Raw genomic sequence first — 23,817 nt, 5'->3', positions numbered from 1 at the left:
CCAAGTTTCCGGCGTAACGGACGGTAACGTCTGGCAATTCGGTCAGAAACGGAAACGGGCCACGAGGGCGTTCATGTCCTCGGCCATGCCAGCGAGCTGGCGGGCGGCGGTCAGCGACGTGTCGGCCTCGGCGGTGTTGCGGCCGGCCACGTCGGAGATGTCCGCGATGGTGGCGGCGATCTCCCCGGTACGGGTGGCGACGTCGCTGACGGTCCGGCTGCTCTCCTGGGTGGAGGCGGTCTGCTCCTCGACGGCGCTGGCGATGGTGACCTGGAAGTCGTTGATGCGGGCGATGATCGAGCCGATCTCGCTGATCGCCTCGATGGCCCGGTCAGCGTCGGCCTGGATCTGCTCGACGCGGTGGCTGATGTCGTCGGTGGCGCGGGCGGTCTCCTGGGCGAGCTCCTTGACCTCGCCGGCGACGACCGCGAAGCCCTTGCCGGCGTCGCCGGCGCGGGCGGCCTCGATCGTGGCGTTGAGGGCCAGGAGGTTGGTCTGCTCGGCGATCGAGGTGATCACCTTGACCACGTTGCCGATCTCGGCGGAGGAGGCGCCCAGGCGGGACATCATCGTGTTGGTCTGGTCGGCCATGGCGACCGCGTCGCCGGCGACGCGCAGGGCCTCGTTGGCGTTGCGGGAGATCTCGGCGATCGAGCCGCCCATCTCCTCGCTTGCCGACGCCAGGGTGTCGACGTTCTGCGAGACCTCGCCGGCGGCGTGGTTCGCGGCGCCGGCCCGGTCGCGGGCGAGCTCGGCGGCGGAGCAGATCCGCTGCGACGCGCCGGTGAGCTCGTCGGCGGAGACGGCGACGGTACGCGCCGTGGTGGACAGCGACTGCACGGTGCCGCGGACGCTGCCGATGGCCCGGTTGAGGTCGCGGGCCATCCGCCCGACCTCGTCGGTGGACTCGATCGTCGAGGTGTGCGAGAGGTCGCCCTCGGCCATGCCGTTGAGCACGACGGACACGTCGCGCAGCGGCACGATGATGCCCCGCATGACGAGCCAGCTGATCGCGATGGTGAGCAGCATGCCGATGACGCCGGCGGCGGACAGGGTGAACACGGCCTCGTCGCGTTCGTCGCCGACGGACCTGGACGCGGCGGCGGCGACCTGTTCGAGGGCGTCGCTGACGGCCGGCAGCTGCTCCTCGACCTCGGAGAAGGCGGTCTGGAATCCGGCGTAGCTCGCCGGGTTCCGCTCGCCGCCGACGGCGGCCTGCACGGTCCTGCCGGCGAGGTCGATGTAGTTCGTGATCGCCGGGGCGACGCCCTGCGCGGCCGACCGGACGGAGGCGTCCATGCCCGGAGTGGTGAAGGTGGTCACGACGCCGCCGAGGATCGCGGTGTGGTCGGTGAGGTCGGACTGCACCTCGGCGGCCTCGGCGGCGGTGTCGCCGCCGCGGGAGACCGCGAGCAGGATGCGCAGCACGTCGCCGCGGATGGCGTCGTGCGCCATGTCGGCCTCGAGGGTCTGCCTGGTCAGCTGGCCGACCTGCTCCAGCTGCCGGGCCCGGTCCTCACTGTCGTTCAGCGCGCGGGTCCCCGCGAACAGCAGCGCGACAACGGTGAGCAGGGAGACGACGAAGATCGCACCCAGTTTGACGACGATCGGCCGGTTTCGAAGCCATCCGCGCAGAGCGGCCATGGACGTGCCCTTCTCGAGGCGTTACCCATCCGGCCTATCGGCATCGGCGGAGACGTCGTGAGAAGTCGGGTTTTTCCCTGTTACTGCTGCTCGACGTCGGCGCGGAGCATGCGGCTGAGGGCCCGCACGGCGACGTCGCTGGGAGACGCGGCCTCGCGGTTGACCTTCTGCAGCTCCCGGTAGACCTCTTCGCGGTGGACCTGGATGCTGCGCGGCGCCTTGATGCCCAGCCGCACGACGTCACCGCGCACGTCGAGCACGGTGACGACGACATCGTCACCCACCATCACGCTTTCCCCGGGACGTCGGGTCAGGACGAGCACAAGCCGCTCCTTCGCTGGGCGATATGCGAACAGTACCCGATTTGCCGGTTCTGCAAGTTGAGAAGCCCCGATCAGGCGACGACGAGCTTCTGGCGCACCGACAGGCCGCTGCGGCTCAGGACCAGCTGCACGGCCCGGCGGCTGCGCTGGTCCAGCACGATCGGCGCCATGAGGTTGACCGTGGCGTCCTCGACCCCGTCGCCGGCGGTGACGACGAGCAGGACCAGCAGGTCGGTCTCGTCGCCGGCGCCGAGCGCGCCGAGCGCGTCGTCGTCGATCTCCGGCGCGTAGTCGGGGAAGAACTGCGCGGGCGGCACCACGAGGAACCGCAGGCCCGCCGAGTCGACGGAGGTCAGGGCGTACAGCATGCCCGTGTCCTCGAGGCGGACCAGCACGAACCGGCGGTCGTCCGGGAAGCCCGGCATCGGCGCTACGAAGTCGATCACCGGCAGCGTGGTGGTCTCTTGGTGTCCCACGGTCGCGACGCTCATGGATTCCTCACGTGTGTGCTTGCGGCGCGGCCTACCGCAGGAAGTCGACCAGCGACGGCTGGATCACCTTCGCGGTGGCGGCAAGCGCGGCCTGGTAGGCGGTCTGCTGCAGGGCGAGTTCGGTGATCGTCTTGGGCAGGTCGATGTCTTCGACGTCGGAGAGCTGCGCCTTCAGGTCGAGCACCCGATTCTGGGCAGTTTGCTGCATTTCGGACACTTGATTGTATCTGGAACCGACGCCGGAGAGCCCCGCCTGGACGCGTTTCTGCGCCGTGTCCACGCCGGCCAGGTCGGCGTTCAGCCCGGAGGGGTTCCTGCGCAGGTCCTCGGCGATCTGGCCGAGGAGGCTGAACACGTTGCCGGTCTCGGGGCCGAAGACCGACTCGGCGCTGGTGTCGACGCGCACGGTGGCGTTGCCGCTGATCGAACGGTTGATCTTCCCGTCGTCGCCCTGATACACGCCGTCCTTGTCGTAGGCGACGGAGCCCGGGGTGCTGCCGCCGAAGATCGGCCGGTCCAGGTATGAGGTGTTCGACAGGTTGATCATCGACTCGCGCAGGTTGTCGACCTCCAGCGCGATTGCCTCCCGCGCCTCCGGGCTGCTGGCCGTGCCGCTCGACAGGCCGGTGAGCACCAGTTCGCGCGCCCGGTTGAGCTGCGTCGAGGCACTCTTCAGTGCCGTGTCGGCCATGTTCAGCCAGCCCATCCCGTCGTCGGCGTTGCGTGAGTACTGATCGAGCGTCGCCATGTCGGAACGGTGCTGCATCGCGATCACCGCGCCGCCGGGCGAGTCCGACGCCTTGGTGAGCAGCTTGCCGCTGGACAGCTGCTCCTGCAGCTGCTGGTTGCGGGAGAGGTTGATCTGGAGGTTCGCCAGCGTGTTGCTGGCCATGGAGCGTTCCGTGACGCGGAAGCCGGGCATCCGTCCCCCTACCGTTTCATGTTGATCAGTGAGTCGAGCGTGGTGTCGACCACCGAGATGACCTTCGCCGCGGCCTCGTACGCGCGCTGGAACTGCAGCATGTTGGTCATCTCCTCATCCAGGCTGACGCCGGACTCGGCCTGCTCCGCCGCGCTCACGTCGTCGGAGATGATCTGCTGCGCGTCGGCCCGCCGGTTGATCGTCTGCGCCGCGATGCCGACGTCCACCACGAAGTTGCGGTACGTGACGTCGGCGCCCATCGGCTCCTTCGCGAGGTCGGCGAGGGCGATCGCGTTGTCGCCCTGGAACGGGTTGGTGGCCGTGCTGGACGCGGCGACCTTCGACGGGTCGTCGATCGCCACGCCGATGTCCCTGGCGTCCGTGCCCGAGAAGAAGTCGCCGCCCTGCACCGGTGTGGGGACCGTGGCCGGCGGTACGACGGTGATGTCCCAGCCCTTGGCGTGCTGGGTGTTGACGCTCGAGATGAGCAGGCCGGCGACCCCGTCGAGGCCGGCGACGGCGTCCGGGACGGTCCTGGTGAGCGCCTCCAGCCGGGAGGCGACCTTGCCCGTGGTGATGGCCGCGACCGGGCCGCCGACGAACTGCACCTGCGCCGGTGCGAGCGTCCGCCCGTCCACCGTGGTCGAGCCGACCGCCTCCAGTTCCCGCACGGTGTCGCCCTGCACGAGCACCGCGCCGGCCAGCAGCACGTCGGTGCTGCCGTCCTCCTTGACCCGGGAGGTGGCGCCGGTCAGCTCCGACAGCCGCAGCACCAGCTGGTCGCGCTTGTCGGTCAGCTCGTTGGTCGGCATGTCGGCGACCTTCGCCAGGGCGATGCGGGCGTTGAGGTCGGCGATGCCGCTGCTGGTCTGGTTGACCACGTCGATGTCGGCGTCGAGCTGCTCACGGGTGGCGGAGTACAGCTCCCCCAGGTTGGCCCTGGTGGTGCGCATCGACCCGGCGATCGTGCTGGCCCGCGACAGCAGCGCGGTGCGCGAGGAGGTGTCGCCGGGGCGGTTCGCCACATCGGACCAGGCCGACCAGTACTCCGACAGCTGCGCCTGCAGGCCGGTGTCGCTGGGCTCGCCGAGCGCCTGCTCGATGTTGGCGTAGACGGTCTTCTGCGCCTGCAGGTATTCGTTGAGCCCGTGCTCGGCCCGGGTGCGGTTGGTCATGAACTCGTTGTGCAGCCGGGTGACGCCGGTGATCCTGACGCCGTCGCCGACGCCGCTGGACAGCGAGTAGCGGGCCGGCTCGGTCACGTTCTCGACCGGGGAAAGCTCCACCCGCTGCCGCGAGTAGCCCTCGGTGTTGACGTTGGCGACGTTCTGGCCGGTGATGTCCAGCGCCCGGCGCTGCGCGTACAGGGCGGACAGCGCGGTGTTCAGGCCGGAGAAGGTGCTCATCTACATCGCCTCGTCAATCAGCCGGGTACGGGGAGCCGAACCGACGGTCTGCCCCCGCCGCCCGTAGGTCTCGACGGAACCCGCGACGGCCAGCATTGTCTCGCGGGCGGCCCGCGCGCCGGTGGTGAGGATGTCGCGGTTGGCCTCGGCGAGCGCGCTGACCTCGGCGGTCAGCGTCAGGAACGCCATGCGGTGCTGGTTGAGCAGGTCCGACCACGGCGCCGGGGACGCCTCGGCCAGCTGGGTGAGGCTCGGGTTGGGGCCGAGCCCGAGCGAGGCGCCGATCGCCTCGACCTCGGCGGCGCGGATGACCTCCGTGCGCCGGATCTCCTCGAGCACGACCTCGACCTCGCGGGTGGCGTGCGCGAGCCAGCGGGTGCGCCCGCCCGCGAGGACGAGCTGCTCCTCCTCGAGCTTGAACAGCAGCAGCTCCAGCATCTCCCGCTCGCGCCACAGGATGCTCGCGAGATCCGCCAGCCCCATGCGTGTGCCGCCCTTCACCACGTCATCGATCGCTTCACCCACATAGGTCGGCAGGTCGATACGAGGGTTGAGTACAACCTCCCCGCAACTTTGCGTCACCACGTGCTGCACCCGTGGCTACCGAGGCTGGTGCTCGACCAACTCCTGCCACGAAGAGGTTGCCGTGACCGTCACCACCGAAGCCAAGACCACAGCCGAGACCGACGCCCAAACCGACACACAGAGCGACGCCCGGCCGACCGCGTTGAGCCCCGCCGAGCTCGACGCCGTCGTGCGCAGCCACCTGCCGCTGGTGGGGCACCTGGTCCGCGAGATGCTGGGACGGCTGCCCGCGCACGTGTCCCGCGAGGACCTGGTGTCGGCGGGCATGGCGGCGCTCGCGCACGCCGCGAAGGGCTTCGACCCCAGCCGCGGCATCCCCTTCGGCAGCTTCGCCACCACCCGCATCCGCGGCGCCCTCCTCGACGAGCTGCGCGGCCTGGACTGGGCCAGCCGATCCGTGCGCACCCGCGCCCGCAAGGTCGAAACCACCCAGCAGGAACTCACCGCCACCCTCGGCCGCACACCCACCCAGACCGAACTGGCCGAGGCGCTCGGCGTCGCGCCCGAGGAACTCAAGGCGATCGACGACGACGTGCAGCGCGCGGTCGTGCTGTCGCTGCAGGGCTTCACCGCCGGCACGGCCGAGGACCTCGTCCCCGAGCGCACGCCCGGCCCGGAGGACCTGATCCTGCACCGGGAGAAGATCGGTTACCTGCACCACGCCGTCAACGCACTGCCGGAGCGGCTGCGGCACGTCGTCACCGCGTACTTCTTCCAGGAGCGGGCGATGACCGACATCGCCGCCGAGCTCGGCGTCACCGAGTCGCGGATCAGCCAGCTGCGCTCCGAGGCCCTGGTCCTGCTGCGAGACGGGCTCAACAACCACCTCGACCCCCAGCTGGTGGCCCGGCAGGAGCGGGGCAACGGCTGCGTGGCCCGCCGGCGGGAGGCGTACTACAGCCAGATCGCCCGGCAGGGGGACCTGAGCGCCCGGCTGGCGCACACGACGGCGCTGGGAATGCCGCTCGCCGCCTGAGGACAACAACCGGTTCGCAACCAAGCGCGACCGCTTGTGTACCCAAAGTGACAGAGGCTGGATCTTGCCGGGAGCTTCCCGGCCCACGAAGACCCACTCCTGCCACGAAGAGGTTGCCGTGACCAGCACCGCCACCCAGGCCCGCCCCAGCAGCACCACCGCCCGCGAACGCGAGGACCTCGTCCGCGCCCACCTGCCACTGGTGGGGCATCTCGTCCGCGAGATGCTCAGCCGACTGCCGTCCCACGTGTCCCGCGAGGACCTGGTGTCGGCGGGCATGGCGGCGCTCGCGCACGCCGCGAAGGGCTTCGACCCCAGCCGCGGCATCCCCTTCGGCAGCTTCGCCACCACCCGCATCCGCGGCGCCCTCCTCGACGAGCTGCGCGGCCTGGACTGGGCCAGCCGATCCGTGCGCACCCGCGCCCGCAAGGTCGAAACCACCCAGCAGGAACTCACCACCGCCCTCGGCCGCACACCCACCCAGACCGAGCTCGCCGAGGCGCTCGGCGTCGCCCCGGACGAGCTCAAGACGATCGACGACGACGTCCAGCGGGCCGTGGTCCTGTCGCTGCAAGGGTTCGCCGCCGGCACCGCCGAGGACCTCGTCCCCGAGCGCACCCCGGGCCCGGAGGACCTGATCCTGCACCGGGAGCGGATCGGCTATCTGCACCACGCGATCGGCGCGCTGCCGGAGCGGCTGCGCCAGGTCATCACGGCGTACTTCTTCGACGAACGCCCGATGAACGACATCGCGCGCGAGCTGGGCGTGACGGAGAGCCGCATCAGCCAGCTGCGCTCCGAGGCCCTGGTCCTGCTGCGCGACGGGCTCAACAACCACCTCGACCCGCACCTGGTGGCCGCGCAGGAGCGCGCCGGAGGCTGCATCGCCCGCCGGCGGGAGGCGTACTACAACCAGATCGCGGACCAGGGCAACCTGAGCACCCGGCTGGCGCACACCACGCCGCTCGGCATCCCGTACAGCGTGTGACGAGAGACCCGGTTCCGTCGGAACCGGGTCTCTTCGCGTTGTAGTTGCGTTGCGGAAAATTTCTCAAGCAGATTCCTCATCCTCCGGGGCCTGACGCCGATGTCTTGAGCGAGCGGGCCAAGGACGGCCCGCGCAGCACGGCCCGTCTCAAGGAGGAATCACCATGGGTCTTCGTATCAACAACAACATCGCCGCGCAGAACGCCTACCGGAACCTGTCGGTCACGGACAGCCAGATGAGCAAGTCGCTGGAGAAGCTGTCGTCGGGCTTCCGGATCAACCGGGCGGCGGACGACGCGGCCGGCCTGTCGATCAGTGAGGGTCTGCGCTCGCAGATCGGTGGTCTGAAGGTCGCGGTGCGCAACGCGCAGGACGGCATCTCGGTCGTGCAGACCGCTGAAGGCGCGCTCACCGAGACGCACTCTATCCTGCAGCGCATGCGTGACCTGTCCGTGCAGGCGTCCTCCAGCGGTTCGCAGGACTCCGACGCCCGCGCGGCGGCGCAGACCGAGTTCACCCAGCTGAACAAGGAACTCGACCGCATCGCCTCCACCACGACCTTCGGCGGGCAGAAGCTGCTCGACCTGGGTTCGGGCAGCAGCACCGGCTACAACGGCTCGTTCCAGGTCGGCGCCAACACCTCCTCCGCGGACCAGATCGCCGTCGACCTCGGCGCGTCCGCGTTCGGCAGCGGCACCATGACCGGGTTCGACTCGGCCGGCCTCGGCGTCGGCAGCCTCAGCCTGCAGACCGCCGCCAGCGCCGCGATCACGGCGATCGACGCCGCGATCAAGGGCGTCTCCACCGCCCGGGCCACGCTCGGTGCCTACCAGAACCGCTTCGAACACACCATCAACAACCTCAACACCGCGGTGGAGAACCTGTCCGCGTCGGAGTCGCGCATCCGGGACACCGACATGGCGCAGGAGATGGTGTCCTTCACCCGCTCACAGATCCTGACCCAGGCCGGCACCAGCATGCTGGCCCAGGCCAACCAGGCGCCGCAGAACGTGCTGTCCCTGCTGCGATAACCCCCAACCACACCACCCTCCTCAGAAGATGACACGCCGGCGGCGTCCCCACCCACGGGGGCGCCGCCGTTGTCTGCGGTGCTTTCTGCCGGCTTCCTTACCCGCCGAAAACCCTTATGCCGCAAGGGTCCGTGCCGATGAGGAGTTCGACCGGGCCACGGATGGCCAGGGCAATGACCCGACTCAAGGAGGAACTCAGCATGGGTCTTCGCATCAACAACAACATCGCTGCTCAGAACTCGTACCGGAACCTGTCGGTGACGGACGCGCAGATGAGCAAGTCGCTGGAGAAGCTGTCGTCGGGGTACCGGATCAACCGGGCCGCCGACGACGCAGCAGGCCTCTCGATCAGCGAGGGTCTCCGGTCCCAGATCGGCGGCCTGAAGGTCGCGGTGCGCAACGCCCAGGACGGCATCTCGGTCGTGCAGACCGCTGAAGGTGCTCTCACCGAGACGCACTCGATCCTGCAGCGTATGCGTGACCTGTCCGTTCAGGCGGCCTCCACGGGGTCGCAGGACTCCGATGCACGGTCGGCGGCGCAGACCGAGTTCGCGCAGCTCAACAAGGAACTCGACCGCATCGCCACGACCACCGCCTTCGGCGGCCAGAAGCTTCTGGACCTCGGCACCAACAGCAGCACGGGCTACACGGGAACCTTCCAGGTCGGCGCGAACACGTCGGCGGCGGACCAGATCGCCGTCGACCTGACCGCCACCGCGTTCGGTGCCGTGACGGCCGTCAGCGGTTTCGACTCGATCGGGCTCGGCGTCAGCACGCTGGACCTCGGCACTGCCGGAACCGCGGCGATCGATGCGATCGACACCGCCATCAAGGGTGTGTCGACCGCCCGGGCCACGCTCGGTGCCTACCAGAACCGCTTCGAGCACACCATCAACAACCTGAACACCGCAGTGGAGAACCTTTCCGCGTCGGAGTCGCGCATCCGGGACACCGACATGGCGCAGGAGATGGTGTCCTTCACCCGCTCACAGATCCTGACCCAGGCCGGCACCAGCATGCTGGCCCAGGCCAACCAGGCGCCGCAGAACGTCTTGTCGCTGCTGCGCTAGGCGATGAAGGGATGACCTGACGAAGGCATGACAGGGCACGGCACCCAGCCAGGGCGCCGTGCCCTGCCGTGTGACCCGTTTTCCTCAACTGCCGGCCCCGGCCGCCGATGTCCACGGTGACCACGCCAAGGACGGCCGAGCAGAGCTCAAGGAGGAACTGACATGGGTCTTCGGATCAACAACAACATCGCCGCGCAGAACTCCTACCGGAACCTGTCGGTGACCGACAACCAGATGAGCAAGTCGCTGGAGAAGCTCTCCTCCGGTTTCCGGATCAACCGGGCCGCCGACGACGCGGCCGGCCTGTCCATCAGCGAAGGTCTCCGGTCCCAGATCGGCGGCCTGAAGGTCGCGGTGCGCAACGCCCAGGACGGCATCTCGGTCGTGCAGACGGCTGAGGGCGCGCTCACCGAGACACATTCGATCCTGCAGCGCATGCGTGACCTGTCCGTGCAGGCGTCCTCCACGGGGTCGCAGGACTCCGACGCGCGCTCGGCGGCGCAGACCGAGTTCGCCCAGCTCAACAAGGAGCTCGACCGCATCGCCACGACCACCGCCTTCGGTGGCCAGAAGCTGCTGGACCTCGGCACCAACAGCAGCACCGGGTTCACGGGGGTCTTCCAGGTTGGCGCGAACTCCTCCGACGCGGACCAGATCTCGGTCGAGCTGACCGCGACCGCGTTCGGCGCCGTCACGGCCGTCAGCGGCTTCGACTCGATCGGGCTCGGCGTCAGCACGCTGGACCTCAGCACCGCGGGCACCGCGGCCATCAGCGCGATCGACACCGCCATCAAGGGCGTCTCCACCGCCCGGGCCACGCTCGGTGCCTACCAGAACCGCTTCGAACACACGATCAACAACCTCAATGTCGCCGTCGAGAACCTGTCCGCGTCGGAGTCCCGGATCCGGGACACCGACATGGCGCAGGAGATGGTGTCCTTCACCCGCTCACAGATCCTGACCCAGGCCGGCACCAGCATGCTGGCCCAGGCCAACCAGGCGCCGCAGAACGTCCTGTCACTGCTGCGCTGACAGCGTCGGTAAGGCGGGGAGGGGACCCAGGTTTCCTCCCCGCACGTTTTGTCACACGGAGGTTCCAGCATGGGAAGCGTCGACGGCCTCATCTCAGGGATGAGCACTTCCTCGGTCATCAGCGGGCTGATGCAGGTCGAGGCCGCGCCACAGACGGCGCTCAAGGCCAAGGTCGCCACGCAGCAGAAGGTCGTCACCGCCTACCAGGGCATCAACGCCAAGATGCAGGCACTGCAGAGCGCGGCCAAGGCCATCGGCGACCCCACCGCATGGAAGGCCGGCACCGCCACGTCGAGCTCCGACGCGGCCACCGCCACGACCACGGCGTCGAGCAGCACGCAGAGCGGCTCCCTGACCTTCCGGGTGAAGCAACTCGCCGCGGCACACTCCATGGTCTTCGGCACCACCGTCAGCGCGACGTCCGACATCATCATGAGCGACCCGTCCTTCGACATCGAGGTCGGCGGCCAGAGCAAGACGGTCACCGTCACCGACAAGTCGCTCAAGGGCGTCGTCGACGCGATCAACAAGACCGCCGACCTCGGCGTGAAGGCCACCGCGTTCCAGATCTCCCCCGGCAACTACACGATGCAGCTGACGTCGACCACGACCGGCCTGGCGTCGCAGTTCAACTTCCCCAACGGCAACGCCTCCCCGTTCGCCGCCCTGGGCGCCGTCACCCCCGTCTCCGTGGGCGCCGACGCCGAGCTGGCGATCGGTGACGAGCTGACCCCGCTCAAGGTGACGTCGTCGACGAACACGTTCAAGGACCTGATGGCCGGCCTGACCGTGACGGCCACGAAGAAGCAGGCGGACACCGACCCGCCGGTGACGGTCACCGTCGCACCCGACAGCGAGGGCATCGCCGCCAAGGTCCAGGCGATGATCGACGCGGCCAACTCGGCCCTGTCGGAGATCGGGACCCAGACCAAGAACAAGAGCGGCGCCGTCGCCGGCGGCCCGCTCGCCGGCAACAGCATCATGTCGCAGGTCTCCACCAGCGTGCTGACCACCGTGTCCGGCGGCGCCGGCGCGAACGGCAGCTTCAAGGCGATCGGCATCGAGCTGACCCGCGACGGCAAGCTGACGTTCGACAAGGCCAAGTTCGTCGCGGCGTTCAACGCCGACCCGGTCAAGACCCAGGCCTACTTCATCGACTCCGCCGAGCCCGACGTCACCAAGAAGACCGGCCTGGCGGACAAGCTGGCCAACGTCGCGGACGTGACGACGCAGACCAACACGGGCACGCTGTCGCGGCTGATCATCAGCGGCAACGACGCCATCAAGGACCTCAACCAGCGCGTCGACGACTGGGACGTGCGGCTGCAGGCCCGGCAGGCGACGCTGCAGAAACAGTTCGGCGCGATGGAGACCGCGCTGGGCAGGCTGAAGAACCAGGGCAGTTGGCTGTCAGGACAGCTCGCCTCGCTCGGCTAGGCCGATTCCCCCTCAGGCCCTGGAGATCGAATGACTACACAAGCGCTGCGCAACCGCTACGTCAGCGACAGCGTCGCAACCGCTCCCCCCTCGCGGCTGCTCGTGATGCTGTACGACCGGCTCGTACTGGACCTGATGATCGCGGGCCAGTCGCTGGAGCAGGGCGACCGGCAGACCGCGTCGGGGCGCATCCAGCACGCCCAGGAGATCATCATGGAGCTCCGGGCGACGCTGGACACGTCCGCGTGGAGCGGCGGCCCCGGCCTGGCCTCGCTCTACAGCTATCTGATCACCGAACTGGTCCAGGCCAACGTGAGCGGCGACCGGAGCAAGATCGAGACGGTGCAGAACTTCGCCGAGCAGCTGCGCGACGCGTGGCGGGAGGCGGCGGCGCGGGTGATCGGGGCCGGGCCGTGACCTCCGCGGCCGGCGGCTGGGACGCCGCGTGGGGCGCCGCCCTCGACGCGCTGGAGCTGGAGGCGGACGAGGTCGAGCGGATGCTGCGGCACCGCGACGTGCTGGAGACCGCGCCGTTGACACCCGTCACGTTCACCCCGCCGGACGGGCTCGGACCGCTGCCGCTCGCGCTCGCGGACCGGGCCCGGCGGCTCGTCCAGCGGCAGCTGGACCTGTCCCGGGAGCTGACCATCGCGATGGCGGGCAACCGCCAGCAGGCCCGGCTGGTCGGCCGGCTGCACCGCGAGGCGGTCGACGACGTGCCGGTCTTCGTGGACAACCGCACCTGAAAAGCACTGCATTTGCCCTCGAACGTGCCGATAAGACCGGCATGACCCACATCCCGGTGTCCGTGATCGTCGCCGCTGGGGGCAGTCCCGACGACTTCCACGCCTGTCTGGAGTCGCTGCGGCCCACCCTCGGCCTGCGCGACGAGGTGGTGTGTGTACTGCCGCCGGGCCGCCCCGACCTGCTCCGCGAGCTGCGCGGCGAGGCGTGGCTGCAGGTGCTCGACCCCGTCGCGGGCGTCGCGCAGCGGTGGACCGCCGGGCTGGAGGCGACCCGCCACCCGATCGTCGTGCTGCTCGACGGTGACGTGATCGTGTCGGCGCACTGGCTGGACCCGGTGGTGGAGCCGTTCCTCGACCCGTCGGTGGTCGCCGCCGGCCCCCGCTGCCAGCACAGCTACGGCCCCCAGCAGGCCGACCTGCCCGACGACGCCATGACCAGCCCGGCCGCGTTCAAGACCTACGCGCGGGCGTGGCGGCAGGAGCACCGCGACGAGTTCAGCGACGTGGACCGGCTCGGGCCGGTGTGCGTGGCGATCCGGCGCGACGCCATGGCCATCGCCGGCGGACCGACCGCCGACCTGCCCTGGGAGGAGCTCGCCGAGCAGGGCCGCATCACCGTCGCGCACGCCGCGCTGGTGGCGCACGTGGCCTCCCCCACCTGCGCCCTGCGCGAGGGCCTGGACGACGATCCCGGCCCGGACGCCCCGCTGCTGAGCGCGACGCTGATCGTGAAGGACGAGGCCGACGTCCTGGGCCGATCCCTGCACGCCCTCCACGACCTGGTCGACGAGATCGTCGTGTACGACACCGGCTCGACCGACAACACCGTCGAGGTGGCACTGGCGCACGGCGCCAAGGTGATCGAGGGCTTCTGGAACGACCACTTCGGCGATGCCCGCAACCGGTCGCTGGCGCACTGCCGCGGCCGCTGGGCGCTGTGGATCGACGCCGACGAGGTCTTCACCGGCGACGCCGCGATCGTGCGCGAGGCCGTGCGGACCACCGACCGCAGCGCGTTCTTCATCACCATCAACAACCGGGAAGGGCACGAGGGCGGCGCCGGCTTCAGCACCATCTACTACCCGCGGCTGTTCCGCCGGCCGGTCACCCGCCTCTACGGCCGCCTGCACGAGCAGGTCGTCGACCGGGTCACCGGGCGGGCACTGAGCGGCCAGATGCTGCCCGACATCGTGCTGGACCACCACGGCTACACCCGGCTGCGCAGCGTGGTGAAGGACAAGGCGGCGCGCAACCTGCGGCTGGCGAACCTGGCCGCGGAGGACCTCAACGGCCTCACCGCCATGGGCAACCTGGCCCGCTCGCAGCTCAGCTCCGGTCACCTGGAGGAGGCGATCAAGACCTCCCTGCAGGGCATCGCCGAGGCGAAGGAGCACAGCCACCACGTGCTGTTCCGCAAGGTCCTCGCCGACGCGTACCTCGCCCAGGGCCGCCTGGGCGACGCCCGCGAGGTCATCGAGGAGCTGCGCGGGATCGTGAACAACCCGCTCACCGTCGGCGAGCATGAGATCAAGCTCAGCTTCAAGGAGGGCGACTACGAGCGGGTCCTGCAGATCCTCGACGAGCTGCCCGTCTCCGGCACCAGCGACCTGCTGTACGGCGTCGGCAAGGGCCGCTTCGCCGGGCTGCACGTCGACGCGCTGAGCCGCCTCGACCGGCACGACGAGGCCGCGGTGCAGCTCCGCGAGTCGCTGCGGGAGGGCAAGGTCCCGGTGCCGGTGGCCCGGATGGCGCAGGTCCTCGGCGCCGCCGACGGCAGCCTCGCCGAGGTCGCCGAGCTCCTGCCCCGCGAAGGGCTGCGCGGCCTGCTGTTCAGCATCGCCGAGGCGCCGCCGGAGGCGGCCGATGAACTGCTCGAGGCCCTGTGGCGCCGCTACCCGAGCGAGCCGACGGTGCTGGCCCTGGCGGCGCGCGTCGGCCGGCTCGTGCCGCTGATCCGGGCCATGGAGTGGTCGGCCCGCCTGCGCCAGCACGGCTTCGCCGAGCAGTGCACTCTGCTCACCCTGTCGGAGGACCGGCGCCGCACCCCGCGGGAGCGCACCCTCGCCGCGGCGATCGCCCTGGAGATGTTCCACGACGAGGCCGCCCTGCCGCTGCTGAACGACGCGCTGGCGGCCGTGCCCGACGCGCAGAGCCTGGCGGTGCTGGAGGAGATGCGCGTGCTCGCCCCGCGGGTGTCGGCCTCCATCGAGCTCGCCGACGCGTGAAGCGACGCCGCCCGGCCCTGTGGACCGGACGGCGTCGCCCCCCGTCGCGCGCCGGCACCCCCCGCCGCGCTGTTCACAACCCCCGTCGCGTGCGATCAGACCCCCGGTCGCCCGCGTTTCGAACGGGTCAGCGTCCCGCGCCGACCAGCTCCCCCTCGACCACCGGCGCGGGCGGCGGCGGCACCTCGCGGCGGCGCATGAAGCGCGGCGCCCACCAGTTGGCGTTGCCGAGCAGCGTCATCAGCGACGGCAGGACGACCGCGCGGATGATGGTCGCGTCGAGCAGGATCGCCGCGGCCAGGCCGACGCCGAGCTGCTTCATGTCCACCGTGCTCAGCGTCGCGAAGATGGAGAACACCGCCACCATGACGATCGCGGCGCTGGTGACCACGCCGGCGGAGCCGGTGATGCCGTGCGCCACCGCCTCACGGGTGGACATGCCCTGCCGGACCGCCTCGCGGATGCGGCTGACGACGAAGACGTGGTAGTCCATCGACAGGCCGAACAGCACCACGAAGAGGAACAGCGGCAGCCACGACACGACCGCGTCCATGGACTTGAAGCCCAGGATGCCCTCGGCCCAGGTGCCCTGGAAGATCAGGACGACCAGGCCGTAGGAGGCGCCGGCGGAGAGCAGGTTGAGCCCGATCGAGGTGACCGCGACGACCACCGAGCGGAACGTGAACGCCATCACCAGGAACGTCAGTACCAGCACGAAGCCGACGACCAGCGGCAGCTTCTGCTTGACGTGGCCGGCGTAGTCGACGTCCGCGCCGACGAACCCGCCGACGGCGGCGTCCGTGCCCAGTGCCAGACCCGGCACGTGGCCGACGGTCTGCGGGACCATGACCTCGCGCAGCCGGTCCAGGGACTCCTTCGCCTGCTCGGAGCGGCCGGCGAACGGGGTGGCGACGTCGAGCACCGCGACCGTGCCGTCGGCGGAGACCTCGATGTCCGGGTCCTCGTCCAGCGGCGCGAACAGCGGGTCGGCGGCGGCCTTCCTGGCCAGCTCCGTCAGCGCGGCCTTGGTGGCGTCGAGCTGCCCGGCCGGGACGCGGACGGCGACCGTGTGGACCGTGCCGTTGCTCGGGTACGCCTTGACCAGCCGGTCGTAGGCCTGCATCGCCGGTGTGGTGCGCGGCAGGTCCTCCATGCCGGGGAAGCTCAGCCGCATGGTCAGGGCCGGCGCCGCGAGGGCGAGCAGGGCCAGGACCGACACGGCGAGGGTGATCGCCGGCTTGCGCAGGGCGGGCCGGAGGATGAAGCCCCAGACCTTGGACTGGCCCTCGCCCGCGCCGCGGGGCCGGGTGAGGCGCCACAGCACCGGCACGCGGGGCCGGTCGATCCAGCGGCCCAGCTTCGACATCAGCGCCGGCAGGACCGTGAGCGAGCCGATCACGGAGACGAGCACGACCAGGATCGAGCCGACCGCGAGGGACGAGAAGACCACGTCACCGGCGAGGAAGAGGCCGGCCATCGCGATCGTCACGGCGATGCCGGAGACGACCACGGCGTGCCCGGACGTCTCGGCCGCGATCTCGACGGCGTCGAGGTGCGTGCGGCCCTTCGCCCGTTCCTCACGCTCGCGGCGCAGGTAGAACAGCGAGTAGTCGACGCCGACGGCCATGCCGATGAGCAGGATGACGCTGGCGGTCGTGTCGGTCGACGGGACCAGATGGGAGGCGAGCGTCGACAGGCCCAGGGCCGCCGCGACCGACATCAGGGCGAGCACCACCGGCACGCTCGCGGCGATGAGTGCGCCGAACGCGACGATGAGGATCGCGAACGTCACCGGCAGGCTCAGGAACTCGGCCCGCTGGAAGTCCTTGCCGAGCGTCTCGTCCATGGCCTGGCCGATGGACTCGCCGCCGGTCTCCTCGACCCGCAGCTCGGGGTGGGCCCGCTGGACGTCGGCGGTCGCGTCGCGCAGCTTGCCGACGCGGTCCTGGGCGGTCTCGGGGTCGCCGCTCATGGTGACCCGGACCAGCAGCGCGCCGCCGTCGTGGGAGGGCAGCGGGTCGCTCACCGAGGCGACCTCGGGCAGCGCCTTCATCGCGGTCGCGACGTCGGCGGCGGCCTTGTCCGCGGCGGCGCGGTCCAGGGTGCCCGACAGCGGTGTGATGAGCACGCTCTCGGTCGCCGGGTTGTCGAACTTGCCGTCGTTGACGATGATGTCGGCCCGGCCGGACTCGCCGATGGCCTGGTCGGAGTTGCTCGCCTCGACCGTCCCTGCCATGTTGCCGCCGGCGAAGCAGACAGCGACGAACACGACCCACAGTGCGATTGCGCGCCAAGGGTGCTCCGCGCTCCAGCGCGCCACCCGTACGGTAACTGGTCTCTTCTCCACGTAGAGAGACGCTATGGATCGGCCGCGCCGGAAACATCCGGGCTGCACCCGACTCACACCCGGATTCGCGCCGTGGGGGTTTTCCCCGAGGCCGAATTCCTCAACCCCCGGCAGCCTGCGCCGATGGCTCTAACGAGCAAGGATCGCTCACCGCAGCAGCCAGGGACCGGCGACACACCGCAAGCGGAACCGTTTTCCGGTGGACGGGAGCATCCCTGTCGTGTTCGAAGACGTCACGTCGGTCACCCTGCACAGCGCCCTGACGGGGCTGTCGAAGCGGCAGCGGGTCATCGCCGACAACATCGCCAACATCGAGACGCCCGGCTTCCTCGCCGGGAAGGTGTCGTTCGAGGACTCGCTGCTCAATGCGGTCGAGGCCGGCAGCCCCAAGGACGCCACGATCGCCGTGGCCCGCTCGATGGAGCCGACCCGCGAGGACGGCAACAACGTCAACCTCGACCATGAGGTGCTGTCCAACGTCGACACCGGTCTGCGGTACCAGACGATGCTGCGCGCGACGGACGACAAGTTCGTGCTGCTGCGGACCGCGATCAGGGGCTGACGATGACCATCTTCAGTGCGATCGGCATCGCCGGCACGGGCGTGACCGTCTACCGCAAGTGGCTCGACGCGATCGCCGACAACGTCTCGAACATGAACGACGCCGAGTCGACGTCCGGCGAGGTGTTCCGCGCCCGGTACGTGCAGGCCCGCGCCGTCGGCTACGGCACGGGTGAGGGTGGCGTGGCCGTCGCCGGCACCGCGCTGGGTGACGCCAAGGGCCGCCTGGTGTACGAGCCGGAGAACCCCCTGGCAGACCACGAGGGCTACGTGAAGTACCCCGACATCGACCTCGGCTCGCAGATGACCCAGATGATCATGGCGCAGCGCGGCTACCAGGCGAACCTGACCGTGGTCGACCGGGCGAAGGACGCCTACCAGGCCGCGATCCAGATCGGGAAGGGTTGACGATGACCGGTCCGAAGCGTAGCGGAGGAGCCGGTCATGGCCGGCGCAGTGTTGGGTCAGGCCGGCGCCGGAGCGTAGCGGAGGTGACGGCATGACCGTCTCCGCTGTCGGGGCGGTCAGCGCCCTGCCCGCCATCGCCCCGATCACCACGTCCGACGTGACCGGGCCGTCGTCCTCCGGCGCCGACTTCGGTGCCATGGTCGCGCAGGGCCTCCAGCGGCTCCAGCAGGTCCAGCAGACCGCCGACGACCTCGCCGTGCAGGCCGCCACGGGCCGCCTCACCGACGTGCACGACTACATGATCGCCGCGACCGAGGCGAGCCTCGCCACCAGCCTCACCGTCGCCGTGCGGAACAAGGCCCTCGAATCCTTCAACGAGATCATGAGGATGCAGGCCTGATGCGGGACCGGCTCACCGCCCTCATGCGGCGGGGCAAGGACGGCTGGGCAGCGTTCACCCCGGGGCAGAGGGCGGTCACCGTCTTCGCCGTGCTGGCCCTCGCGATCGGCGGCTACTTCTTCGCGACCTGGGCCGGTAAGCCGGCCATGGCCCCGCTGTTCTCCGACCTGGCGGCCAGCGACGCGAGCGCGATCGTCGACAAGCTCAACGCCGACGGCGTCACCTACAGCCTGTCCGACGGCGGCAGCACCATCAACGTGCCCAGCGACCAGGTGTACAACCTGCGCATCTCGATGAGCGGCGCCGGCCTGCCCGCCTCCGGCGACGCGGGCTACGCGCTGCTCGACAAGCAGGGCATCATGACCAGCGAGTTCATGCAGCAGGTCACCTACCGCAGGGCCCTGGAGGGCGAGCTCGGCAAGACGATCGAGGCGATCAACGGCGTCAACAAGGCAACCGTGCACCTGGCGATCCCGCAGAAGGACGTCTTCACCGACGACCAGCGGGCGCCGACCGCGTCGGTGCTCGTCGACACCGGGACCAGGACCCTGCCCGGCGGCGCGGTCACCTCGATCGTGCACCTGGTGTCCTCCAGCGTCGAAGGGCTCGAGCCGGCCGCGGTCACCGTGGTCGGCGCCAACGGCAAGGTCCTGTCCAGCTCCGGCGACGGCGCCGGGTCCTCCCCCGACGGGCAGTCCGGGCAGACGTCGGCCTACGAGCAGCGGCTCAACACCGCGCTGCAGCACATGCTCGACACCGTCGTCGGGCCCGGGCACTCCGTCGTGCAGGTGACCGCCGACCTCGACTTCGCCGCCACCGAGACCAAGACGCAGAGGTACGTCGCGGACCCCGCCGTCCCGCCGCTGTCGGAGTCGAAGACCTCCGAGCAGTACACGGGCGGCAACGGCACCCCCGTCGGCGGCGTCCTCGGCCCCGACAACATCCAGGTGCCCAACGGCACGGGCGCCGGCGGCGACGGCACGTACCAGCAGTCCACCGAGACCCGCAACAACGCCGTCGGCATGGTCACCGAGACGAAGAAGTCGGCCCCCGGCGCGGTGAGGAAGCTCGCCGTCGCCGTCATCGTCGACAGCGGCGTCGCGAAGATCGACGAGGCGCAGCTGCAGCAGCTGGTCTCCTCCGCCGTCGGCCTCGACGCGACCCGCGGCGACCAGATCGCGGTCAGCTCGATGGCGTTCGACACCACCAAGGCCGAGGCGGAGCAGAACGCCGCCAAGGAGGCGGCGAAGGCCGAGCAGAGCCAGCTGCAGCAGAAGTACGTCCAGATGGGCCTGATCATCCTGGCGCTGCTGATCCTGCTGATCGTCGCGGCGATCTCCGGCCGCCGCCGGCGCAAGGCCGACAAGCAGAAGCTCACCGACCAGCAGAACGCCGCCCTGGAGGAGATGCAGGCAGCCATCGAGGCCGCCCGCGCGAAGCTCGCCCTGGAGGGCCAGGGCGGCGTCGGCGGCGCCCACGCCCTGGAGGGCGCCGGCGGCCCGGACGAGGAGTTCGACCGCGACGGCCGCTTCCGCGACATCACCCAGATGGTCGAGAAGCAGCCCGACGAGGTGGCCCAGCTGCTCCGCGGCTGGCTCGCCGACCGCCGCGGCTGAGCCGGCATGAGCACGGGGGAGCTGTCGGGGCTGCGCAAGGCGGCCATCCTGCTCGTGCAGATGGGCAAGGAGGACGCGGCGAAGATCATGTCGCATCTGCGGGAGGCGGAGGTCGAGGAGCTCACCGCGGAGATCATGCGGCTGGGGCAGGTCGAGGGTGACGTCGCCGACGTGGTGCTCGAGGAGTTCCACGACATGGCGACGGGGCACCGGTACGTCGGTCAGGGCGGCCTGGACTTCGCGCGGGACCTGCTGGAGGCGTCGCTCGGGCGGGAGCGGGCCGGGGAGATCGTCGGCCGGCTCAACACGGTCTTCATGGACGTGCCGTTCGGCTTCCTCGGTCAGGCCGATCCGCGGCAGCTGCTGTCGTTCCTGCAGGACGAGCATCCGCAGACGATCGCGCTGGTCCTGGCGCACATGACGGCCACGCAGGCGTCGCAGATCCTCGGCGGGCTCGCGCCGGAGCTGCAGGCGGACGTCGCGCACCGCATCGCCGTCATGGACCGCACGTCGCCCGACATCATCCGCAAGGTCGAGGCGACCCTGGAACGCAAGATGTCCTCGGTGCTGCAGCCCAGCGACCTGTCCGCCGTCGGCGGGCTCGAGCCGCTCGTCGAGATCATCAACCGGACGGACAGGGCCACGGAGCGGCTGATCCTCGAAGGGCTCGCGGGGCGCAACCCGGAACTGGCGGAGGAGATCCGCTCGAAGATGTTCATGTTCGAGGACATCGTGTCCCTCGACGACCGGTCCATCCAGCTCGTGCTGCGCCAGGTCGAGACCAACGACCTCGCCACCGCGCTGAAGGGCGTCCGGGAGGAGGTCCGCCAGAAGGTCATGCGGAACCTCTCCGAACGCGCCGCGGAGAACCTCGCCGACGAGATCGAGATGCTCGGCCCGGTCCGCCTGCGCACGGTCGAGGAGTCCCAGGCGAAGATCGTCCAGGCGATCCGCACGTTGGAGGAGTCGGGTCAGATCACCATCCGCCGAGGGGACGACGATGAGTTCGTCGGCTGAGTACCCCCTCGCGTTCCCTCCCCCGCCGCCGAAGCGGCAGGGCACGCCACGACCGGCGTTCCCGCCGCCGCCTCCGCCGCCACCGACCCCGGCGACCCGGGCGTTCCCGCCGCCGGACGTGCCGGCCACCGTCCGGTACGGCGAGAACGTCCTCACCGACGACCGTGCGGGCGCCGCACCACCGGCCCGGTTCGACGTCGACCTGCGCGAGCGGGAGGCGTTCCCGCCCGAGCTCGTCGCGCAGGTCCGTGCCGAGGCGGAGGCCGCCGGCTACGCCTCCGGATGGGCGCAGGGCCGGCGGGAGGCGCAGCGGGGCGCCGAGGAGGCGGCCGCCCGGGTCGCCGCCGAGGCCGCCGAGGTCGCCGAGCTGCACCATGCCCGCGTCGAGCGGGCCCTGCGGGCGATCGGCGCCGCCGCCGGTGAGCTGGAGCGCCGGGCGGTGCCGGCAGCGCAGGACATCGAGGACCAGATCGTGGCGACGGCGTTCGCGATCGCCGAGGCGGTCCTCGGCCGGGAGCTGCGCACCGCCGCCGAACCCGGCCGGGAGGCCCTGGCCAGGGCGCTCGCGCTCGTCCCGTCGGGAAGTCCGGTGACGGTCCGGCTCAACCCGGCGGACCGGCTGACGATAGGACGGACGGAACTGGTCATGGACGGCCGCACGGTGTCCCTCGTGGACGACCCGGGCCTCGGACCGGGTGACGCCCTCGCGCTGTGCGACGCCACGACGGTCGACGCCCGGCTGGGGCCGGCACTCGACCGGGTGCGGGAGGTGCTCGAACAGTGACGTCGTCGCTCCAGCAGCGCATCGCCGCCGCCCGCCAGGCCGCCAACCCGCGCGTCACCGGCCGGGTCAGTGCGATCGTCGGCCTGTCGATCACCGTCGCCGGGGTCGAAGGCCGCGTCGGTGACCTCGTCGAGACCGGCGACCCTTCCTCGCCGGTACCGGCGGAGGTCGTGTCCATCGACGGCGACCGGCTCGCCTGCCTGCCGCTGGGCGCGCTCACCGGCATCGGCAGCGGCAGTCCCGTCCGCAGCACAGGTTCCCCGCTGCGCATCGCCGTCGGCCCGCAGCTGCGCGGCCGCATCCTCGACGGCCTGGGCCGCCCGATGGACGGCGGGCCGCCGCTCACCGGGCTGGAACGGGTGACGGTCGAGCACGACGCGCCCGACGCGCTCGCCCGCGGCCGCGTCCAGGAGCCGCTGTCGCTGGGTGTGCGTGCGCTGGACACGCTCGTGCCGTGCGGCCGGGGGCAGCGCATCGGCATCTTCGCCGGCTCCGGCGTCGGCAAGAGCAGCCTCATGTCGATGATCACCAGGGGTACCGACGCCGAGATCTCCGTGATCGGGCTGGTCGGCGAGCGCGGGCGCGAGGTGCGGGAGTTCATCGAGAACGACCTCGGGCCCGAGGGGCTCGCTCGGTCCGTTGTGGTGATCGCGACGTCGGACCAGCCGCCCCTGGTGCGGTTGCGGGCCGGGTTCGTCGCGACGCGGATCGCCGAGTACTTCCGCGACGGCGGCCGGGACGTGCTGCTGCTGATGGACAGCCTCACCCGCACCGCCATGGCGCAGCGGGAGGTCGGGCTGTCCGCCGGCGAGCCGCCCGCGACCCGTGGCTACCCGCCGAGCGTGTTCGCGCTGCTGCCCCGCCTGCTGGAGCGGGCCGGCCCGGCGCCCATCGGCTCGATCACCGGCCTGTACACGGTGCTCGTCGAGGGCGACGACCACAACGAGCCGATCGCCGACACGGCCCGTTCGATCCTCGACGGGCACATCACCCTCGACCGGCGGCTCGCCACCTCCGGGCACTTCCCCAGCATCGACGTGCTGGAGTCGGTGTCCAGGGTCACGAACGCCGTCACCACCCGCGACCAGCGCGCCGACGCCACCGCCCTGCGGCGGATGCTCGCCGCGCACCGCGACGTGCGCGAGCTCGTCGAGATCGGTGCGTACGTGAGCGGCACCAACCCGGACGCCGACCGCGCCCGGGCGCTGTGGCCGCAGATCAACGACTTCCTGCGGCAGGACATGGACGACACCACCCCGGCTCCGCTGGCGTGGTCGATGCTGGATGCGCTGGTGAGGTCCTGATGGCGAAGAACGGTTTCCGGCTCGGCGCGGTCCTGCGGGCCCGCAAGGCACAGGAGGACGCGGCGAGGGCGGCCGTCGTGCGGGCCCGCAGCGACGCCACGTCGGCGCACGGCACGGTCCACGCCCGCGAACGCGACCTGGACGGGCGCCGGGTCCCGGACGGGGCGTCGTCGGCGGCGTTCGCCGCGACCCTCATGGCCCGCCAGGCGATCGCGGGCGCTCTGTCCGCCGCGATCGGCGCGGCGGCCCTGGCCGACGAGACCGTCCAGGACCGGCTCGACGACCTCACCGACGCGGCCGTGCAGCGCCGCACCATCGAGAAGCTCCAGGAGCGCCACGACCTGACCCGCAAGCAGACGGCGGCCGCGATCGAGGCCAAGGCCGTCGACGACCTGACCACGGCCGCCGCCTTCAACCGCCGGGGGGACGCATGACCAGGCCGCAGCGCAGCGGAGGAGCCGGGCATCAGGGGCGCGGTCGGTCAGGCCGGCACCGCAGCGAAGCG

24 protein-coding genes are annotated in these 23,817 nt (G+C 70.7%); 17 read left to right on the top strand and 7 right to left on the bottom strand.

Annotation, left to right across the window (positions count from 1 at the left end; translation table 11 throughout):
* Nucleotides 1-42: 42 nt before the first annotated feature.
* The 6 genes from OHA72_RS16580 to flgN form a co-directional block, all read right to left on the bottom strand.
* Nucleotides 43-1,644, bottom strand: coding sequence for a methyl-accepting chemotaxis protein (locus tag OHA72_RS16580; protein ID WP_327008713.1), 1,602 nt, complete (start codon nt 1,642-1,644; stop codon nt 43-45).
* 80 nt (nt 1,645-1,724) lie between these two features.
* On the bottom strand, nt 1,725-1,931 hold the full coding sequence (locus OHA72_RS64680) for a carbon storage regulator (protein WP_442788591.1): 207 nt from the start codon (nt 1,929-1,931) through the stop codon (nt 1,725-1,727).
* Between the two features lie 107 nt (nt 1,932-2,038).
* Nucleotides 2,039-2,443: a flagellar assembly protein FliW gene (gene fliW / locus OHA72_RS16570; RefSeq protein ID WP_327008712.1), complete on the bottom strand. Its 405-nt coding sequence runs from the start codon at nt 2,441-2,443 to the stop codon at nt 2,039-2,041.
* Nucleotides 2,444-2,489: 46 nt separating this feature from the next.
* Entirely contained in the window at nt 2,490-3,350 is an 861-nt protein-coding gene (locus OHA72_RS16565) for a flagellin N-terminal helical domain-containing protein (RefSeq protein WP_327008711.1), read from the bottom strand.
* Nucleotides 3,351-3,388: 38 nt separating this feature from the next.
* Nucleotides 3,389-4,786: a flagellar hook-associated protein FlgK gene (flgK, locus tag OHA72_RS16560; protein ID WP_327008710.1), complete on the bottom strand. Its 1,398-nt coding sequence runs from the start codon at nt 4,784-4,786 to the stop codon at nt 3,389-3,391.
* Entirely contained in the window at nt 4,787-5,380 is a 594-nt protein-coding gene (gene flgN, locus OHA72_RS16555; RefSeq protein ID WP_327008709.1) for a flagellar export chaperone FlgN, read from the bottom strand.
* Between the two features lie 52 nt (nt 5,381-5,432).
* Here flgN and OHA72_RS16550 point away from each other — a divergent pair, with 52 nt between their 5' ends.
* The 9 genes from OHA72_RS16550 (at nt 5,433) to OHA72_RS16510 (ending at nt 14,875) form a co-directional block, all read left to right on the top strand.
* Nucleotides 5,433-6,347, top strand: a complete 915-nt coding sequence (locus OHA72_RS16550; RefSeq protein ID WP_442788590.1) for a sigma-70 family RNA polymerase sigma factor — start codon at nt 5,433-5,435, stop codon at nt 6,345-6,347.
* 118 nt (nt 6,348-6,465) lie between these two features.
* Nucleotides 6,466-7,335, top strand: coding sequence for a sigma-70 family RNA polymerase sigma factor (locus OHA72_RS16545; RefSeq protein ID WP_327008708.1), 870 nt, complete (start codon nt 6,466-6,468; stop codon nt 7,333-7,335).
* A gap of 163 nt (nt 7,336-7,498) precedes the next feature.
* Nucleotides 7,499-8,365: a flagellin N-terminal helical domain-containing protein gene (locus OHA72_RS16540; RefSeq protein WP_327008707.1), complete on the top strand. Its 867-nt coding sequence runs from the start codon at nt 7,499-7,501 to the stop codon at nt 8,363-8,365.
* A 200-nt stretch (nt 8,366-8,565) separates the two neighbouring features.
* Nucleotides 8,566-9,435 carry a flagellin N-terminal helical domain-containing protein gene (locus OHA72_RS16535; protein ID WP_327008706.1) on the top strand — a complete coding sequence of 290 codons (870 nt, stop codon included), beginning with the start codon at nt 8,566-8,568 and terminating at the stop codon, nt 9,433-9,435.
* A 162-nt stretch (nt 9,436-9,597) separates the two neighbouring features.
* Nucleotides 9,598-10,467 (top strand): flagellin N-terminal helical domain-containing protein, encoded by an 870-nt coding sequence (locus OHA72_RS16530; RefSeq protein WP_327008705.1) that lies wholly within the window; start codon nt 9,598-9,600, stop codon nt 10,465-10,467.
* A gap of 69 nt (nt 10,468-10,536) precedes the next feature.
* On the top strand, nt 10,537-11,904 hold the full coding sequence (gene fliD / locus OHA72_RS16525) for a flagellar filament capping protein FliD (RefSeq protein WP_327008704.1): 1,368 nt from the start codon (nt 10,537-10,539) through the stop codon (nt 11,902-11,904).
* 30 nt (nt 11,905-11,934) lie between these two features.
* The gene (gene fliS / locus OHA72_RS16520) at nt 11,935-12,321 is read left to right on the top strand and encodes a flagellar export chaperone FliS (RefSeq protein WP_327008703.1); all 387 of its coding nucleotides are present in this window, start codon (nt 11,935-11,937) and stop codon (nt 12,319-12,321) included.
* On the top strand, nt 12,318-12,650 hold the full coding sequence (locus OHA72_RS16515) for a hypothetical protein (RefSeq protein WP_327008702.1): 333 nt from the start codon (nt 12,318-12,320) through the stop codon (nt 12,648-12,650). The genes fliS and OHA72_RS16515 overlap by 4 nt, the downstream gene beginning before the upstream one ends.
* Before the next feature lie 41 nt (nt 12,651-12,691).
* On the top strand, nt 12,692-14,875 hold the full coding sequence (locus OHA72_RS16510) for a glycosyltransferase (protein ID WP_327008701.1): 2,184 nt from the start codon (nt 12,692-12,694) through the stop codon (nt 14,873-14,875).
* A gap of 127 nt (nt 14,876-15,002) precedes the next feature.
* Here OHA72_RS16510 and OHA72_RS16505 read toward each other — a convergent pair whose 3' ends face one another.
* Entirely contained in the window at nt 15,003-17,144 is a 2,142-nt protein-coding gene (locus OHA72_RS16505) for an MMPL family transporter (RefSeq protein ID WP_327008700.1), read from the bottom strand.
* Between the two features lie 298 nt (nt 17,145-17,442).
* Between OHA72_RS16505 and OHA72_RS16500 the strand changes: the two genes are divergently transcribed.
* The 8 genes from OHA72_RS16500 to OHA72_RS16465 all read left to right on the top strand — a co-directional run bounded on the left by OHA72_RS16500 (nt 17,443) and on the right by OHA72_RS16465 (nt 23,746).
* Entirely contained in the window at nt 17,443-17,784 is a 342-nt protein-coding gene (locus OHA72_RS16500) for a flagellar basal body rod protein FlgB (RefSeq protein ID WP_327008699.1), read from the top strand.
* 2 nt (nt 17,785-17,786) lie between these two features.
* Nucleotides 17,787-18,191: a flagellar basal body rod protein FlgC gene (locus tag OHA72_RS16495; protein WP_327008698.1), complete on the top strand. Its 405-nt coding sequence runs from the start codon at nt 17,787-17,789 to the stop codon at nt 18,189-18,191.
* 91 nt (nt 18,192-18,282) lie between these two features.
* Entirely contained in the window at nt 18,283-18,591 is a 309-nt protein-coding gene (fliE, locus tag OHA72_RS16490) for a flagellar hook-basal body complex protein FliE (protein ID WP_327008697.1), read from the top strand.
* The gene (gene fliF / locus OHA72_RS16485) at nt 18,591-20,207 is read left to right on the top strand and encodes a flagellar basal-body MS-ring/collar protein FliF (protein WP_327008696.1); all 1,617 of its coding nucleotides are present in this window, start codon (nt 18,591-18,593) and stop codon (nt 20,205-20,207) included. Before fliE ends, fliF begins: the two co-directional genes overlap by 1 nt.
* A gap of 6 nt (nt 20,208-20,213) precedes the next feature.
* The gene (gene fliG, locus OHA72_RS16480) at nt 20,214-21,224 is read left to right on the top strand and encodes a flagellar motor switch protein FliG (protein ID WP_327008695.1); all 1,011 of its coding nucleotides are present in this window, start codon (nt 20,214-20,216) and stop codon (nt 21,222-21,224) included.
* Complete coding sequence (locus OHA72_RS16475) at nt 21,208-22,008, top strand: FliH/SctL family protein (RefSeq protein ID WP_327008694.1); 801 nt, start codon at nt 21,208-21,210, stop codon at nt 22,006-22,008. The genes fliG and OHA72_RS16475 overlap by 17 nt, the downstream gene beginning before the upstream one ends.
* Entirely contained in the window at nt 22,005-23,312 is a 1,308-nt protein-coding gene (locus tag OHA72_RS16470; RefSeq protein ID WP_327008693.1) for a FliI/YscN family ATPase, read from the top strand. Before OHA72_RS16475 ends, OHA72_RS16470 begins: the two co-directional genes overlap by 4 nt.
* Nucleotides 23,312-23,746 carry a flagellar FliJ family protein gene (locus OHA72_RS16465; RefSeq protein ID WP_327008692.1) on the top strand — a complete coding sequence of 145 codons (435 nt, stop codon included), beginning with the start codon at nt 23,312-23,314 and terminating at the stop codon, nt 23,744-23,746. The genes OHA72_RS16470 and OHA72_RS16465 overlap by 1 nt, the downstream gene beginning before the upstream one ends.
* The last annotated feature ends 71 nt before the right edge of the window (nt 23,747-23,817 follow it).

Source organism: Dactylosporangium sp. NBC_01737 (assembly GCF_035963215.1).
In the GTDB taxonomy this organism is placed as follows: Bacteria; Actinomycetota; Actinomycetes; order Mycobacteriales; family Micromonosporaceae; genus Dactylosporangium.
Note: the sequence above shows the minus strand (reverse complement) of the source record. Positions and strands in the feature narration are given on the sequence as shown.

What these genes read in the sequence shown, in the direction of transcription:
- OHA72_RS16580 (WP_327008713.1), bottom strand. Translation starts at nt 1,644, where the DNA reads ATGGCCGCTCTGCGCGGATGGCTTCGAAACCGGCCGATCGTCGTCAAA.
- OHA72_RS64680 (WP_442788591.1), bottom strand. Translation starts at nt 1,931, where the DNA reads ATGGTGGGTGACGATGTCGTCGTCACCGTGCTCGACGTGCGCGGTGAC.
- OHA72_RS16565 (WP_327008711.1), bottom strand. Translation starts at nt 3,350, where the DNA reads ATGGCCAGCAACACGCTGGCGAACCTCCAGATCAACCTCTCCCGCAAC.
- flgK (WP_327008710.1), bottom strand. Translation starts at nt 4,786, where the DNA reads ATGAGCACCTTCTCCGGCCTGAACACCGCGCTGTCCGCCCTGTACGCG.
- OHA72_RS16540 (WP_327008707.1), top strand. Translation starts at nt 7,499, where the DNA reads ATGGGTCTTCGTATCAACAACAACATCGCCGCGCAGAACGCCTACCGG.
- OHA72_RS16535 (WP_327008706.1), top strand. Translation starts at nt 8,566, where the DNA reads ATGGGTCTTCGCATCAACAACAACATCGCTGCTCAGAACTCGTACCGG.
- OHA72_RS16530 (WP_327008705.1), top strand. Translation starts at nt 9,598, where the DNA reads ATGGGTCTTCGGATCAACAACAACATCGCCGCGCAGAACTCCTACCGG.
- fliD (WP_327008704.1), top strand. Translation starts at nt 10,537, where the DNA reads ATGGGAAGCGTCGACGGCCTCATCTCAGGGATGAGCACTTCCTCGGTC.
- fliS (WP_327008703.1), top strand. Translation starts at nt 11,935, where the DNA reads ATGACTACACAAGCGCTGCGCAACCGCTACGTCAGCGACAGCGTCGCA.
- OHA72_RS16510 (WP_327008701.1), top strand. Translation starts at nt 12,692, where the DNA reads ATGACCCACATCCCGGTGTCCGTGATCGTCGCCGCTGGGGGCAGTCCC.
- OHA72_RS16495 (WP_327008698.1), top strand. Translation starts at nt 17,787, where the DNA reads ATGACCATCTTCAGTGCGATCGGCATCGCCGGCACGGGCGTGACCGTC.
- fliE (WP_327008697.1), top strand. Translation starts at nt 18,283, where the DNA reads ATGACCGTCTCCGCTGTCGGGGCGGTCAGCGCCCTGCCCGCCATCGCC.
- fliF (WP_327008696.1), top strand. Translation starts at nt 18,591, where the DNA reads ATGCGGGACCGGCTCACCGCCCTCATGCGGCGGGGCAAGGACGGCTGG.
- fliG (WP_327008695.1), top strand. Translation starts at nt 20,214, where the DNA reads ATGAGCACGGGGGAGCTGTCGGGGCTGCGCAAGGCGGCCATCCTGCTC.
- OHA72_RS16475 (WP_327008694.1), top strand. Translation starts at nt 21,208, where the DNA reads ATGAGTTCGTCGGCTGAGTACCCCCTCGCGTTCCCTCCCCCGCCGCCG.
- OHA72_RS16465 (WP_327008692.1), top strand. Translation starts at nt 23,312, where the DNA reads ATGGCGAAGAACGGTTTCCGGCTCGGCGCGGTCCTGCGGGCCCGCAAG.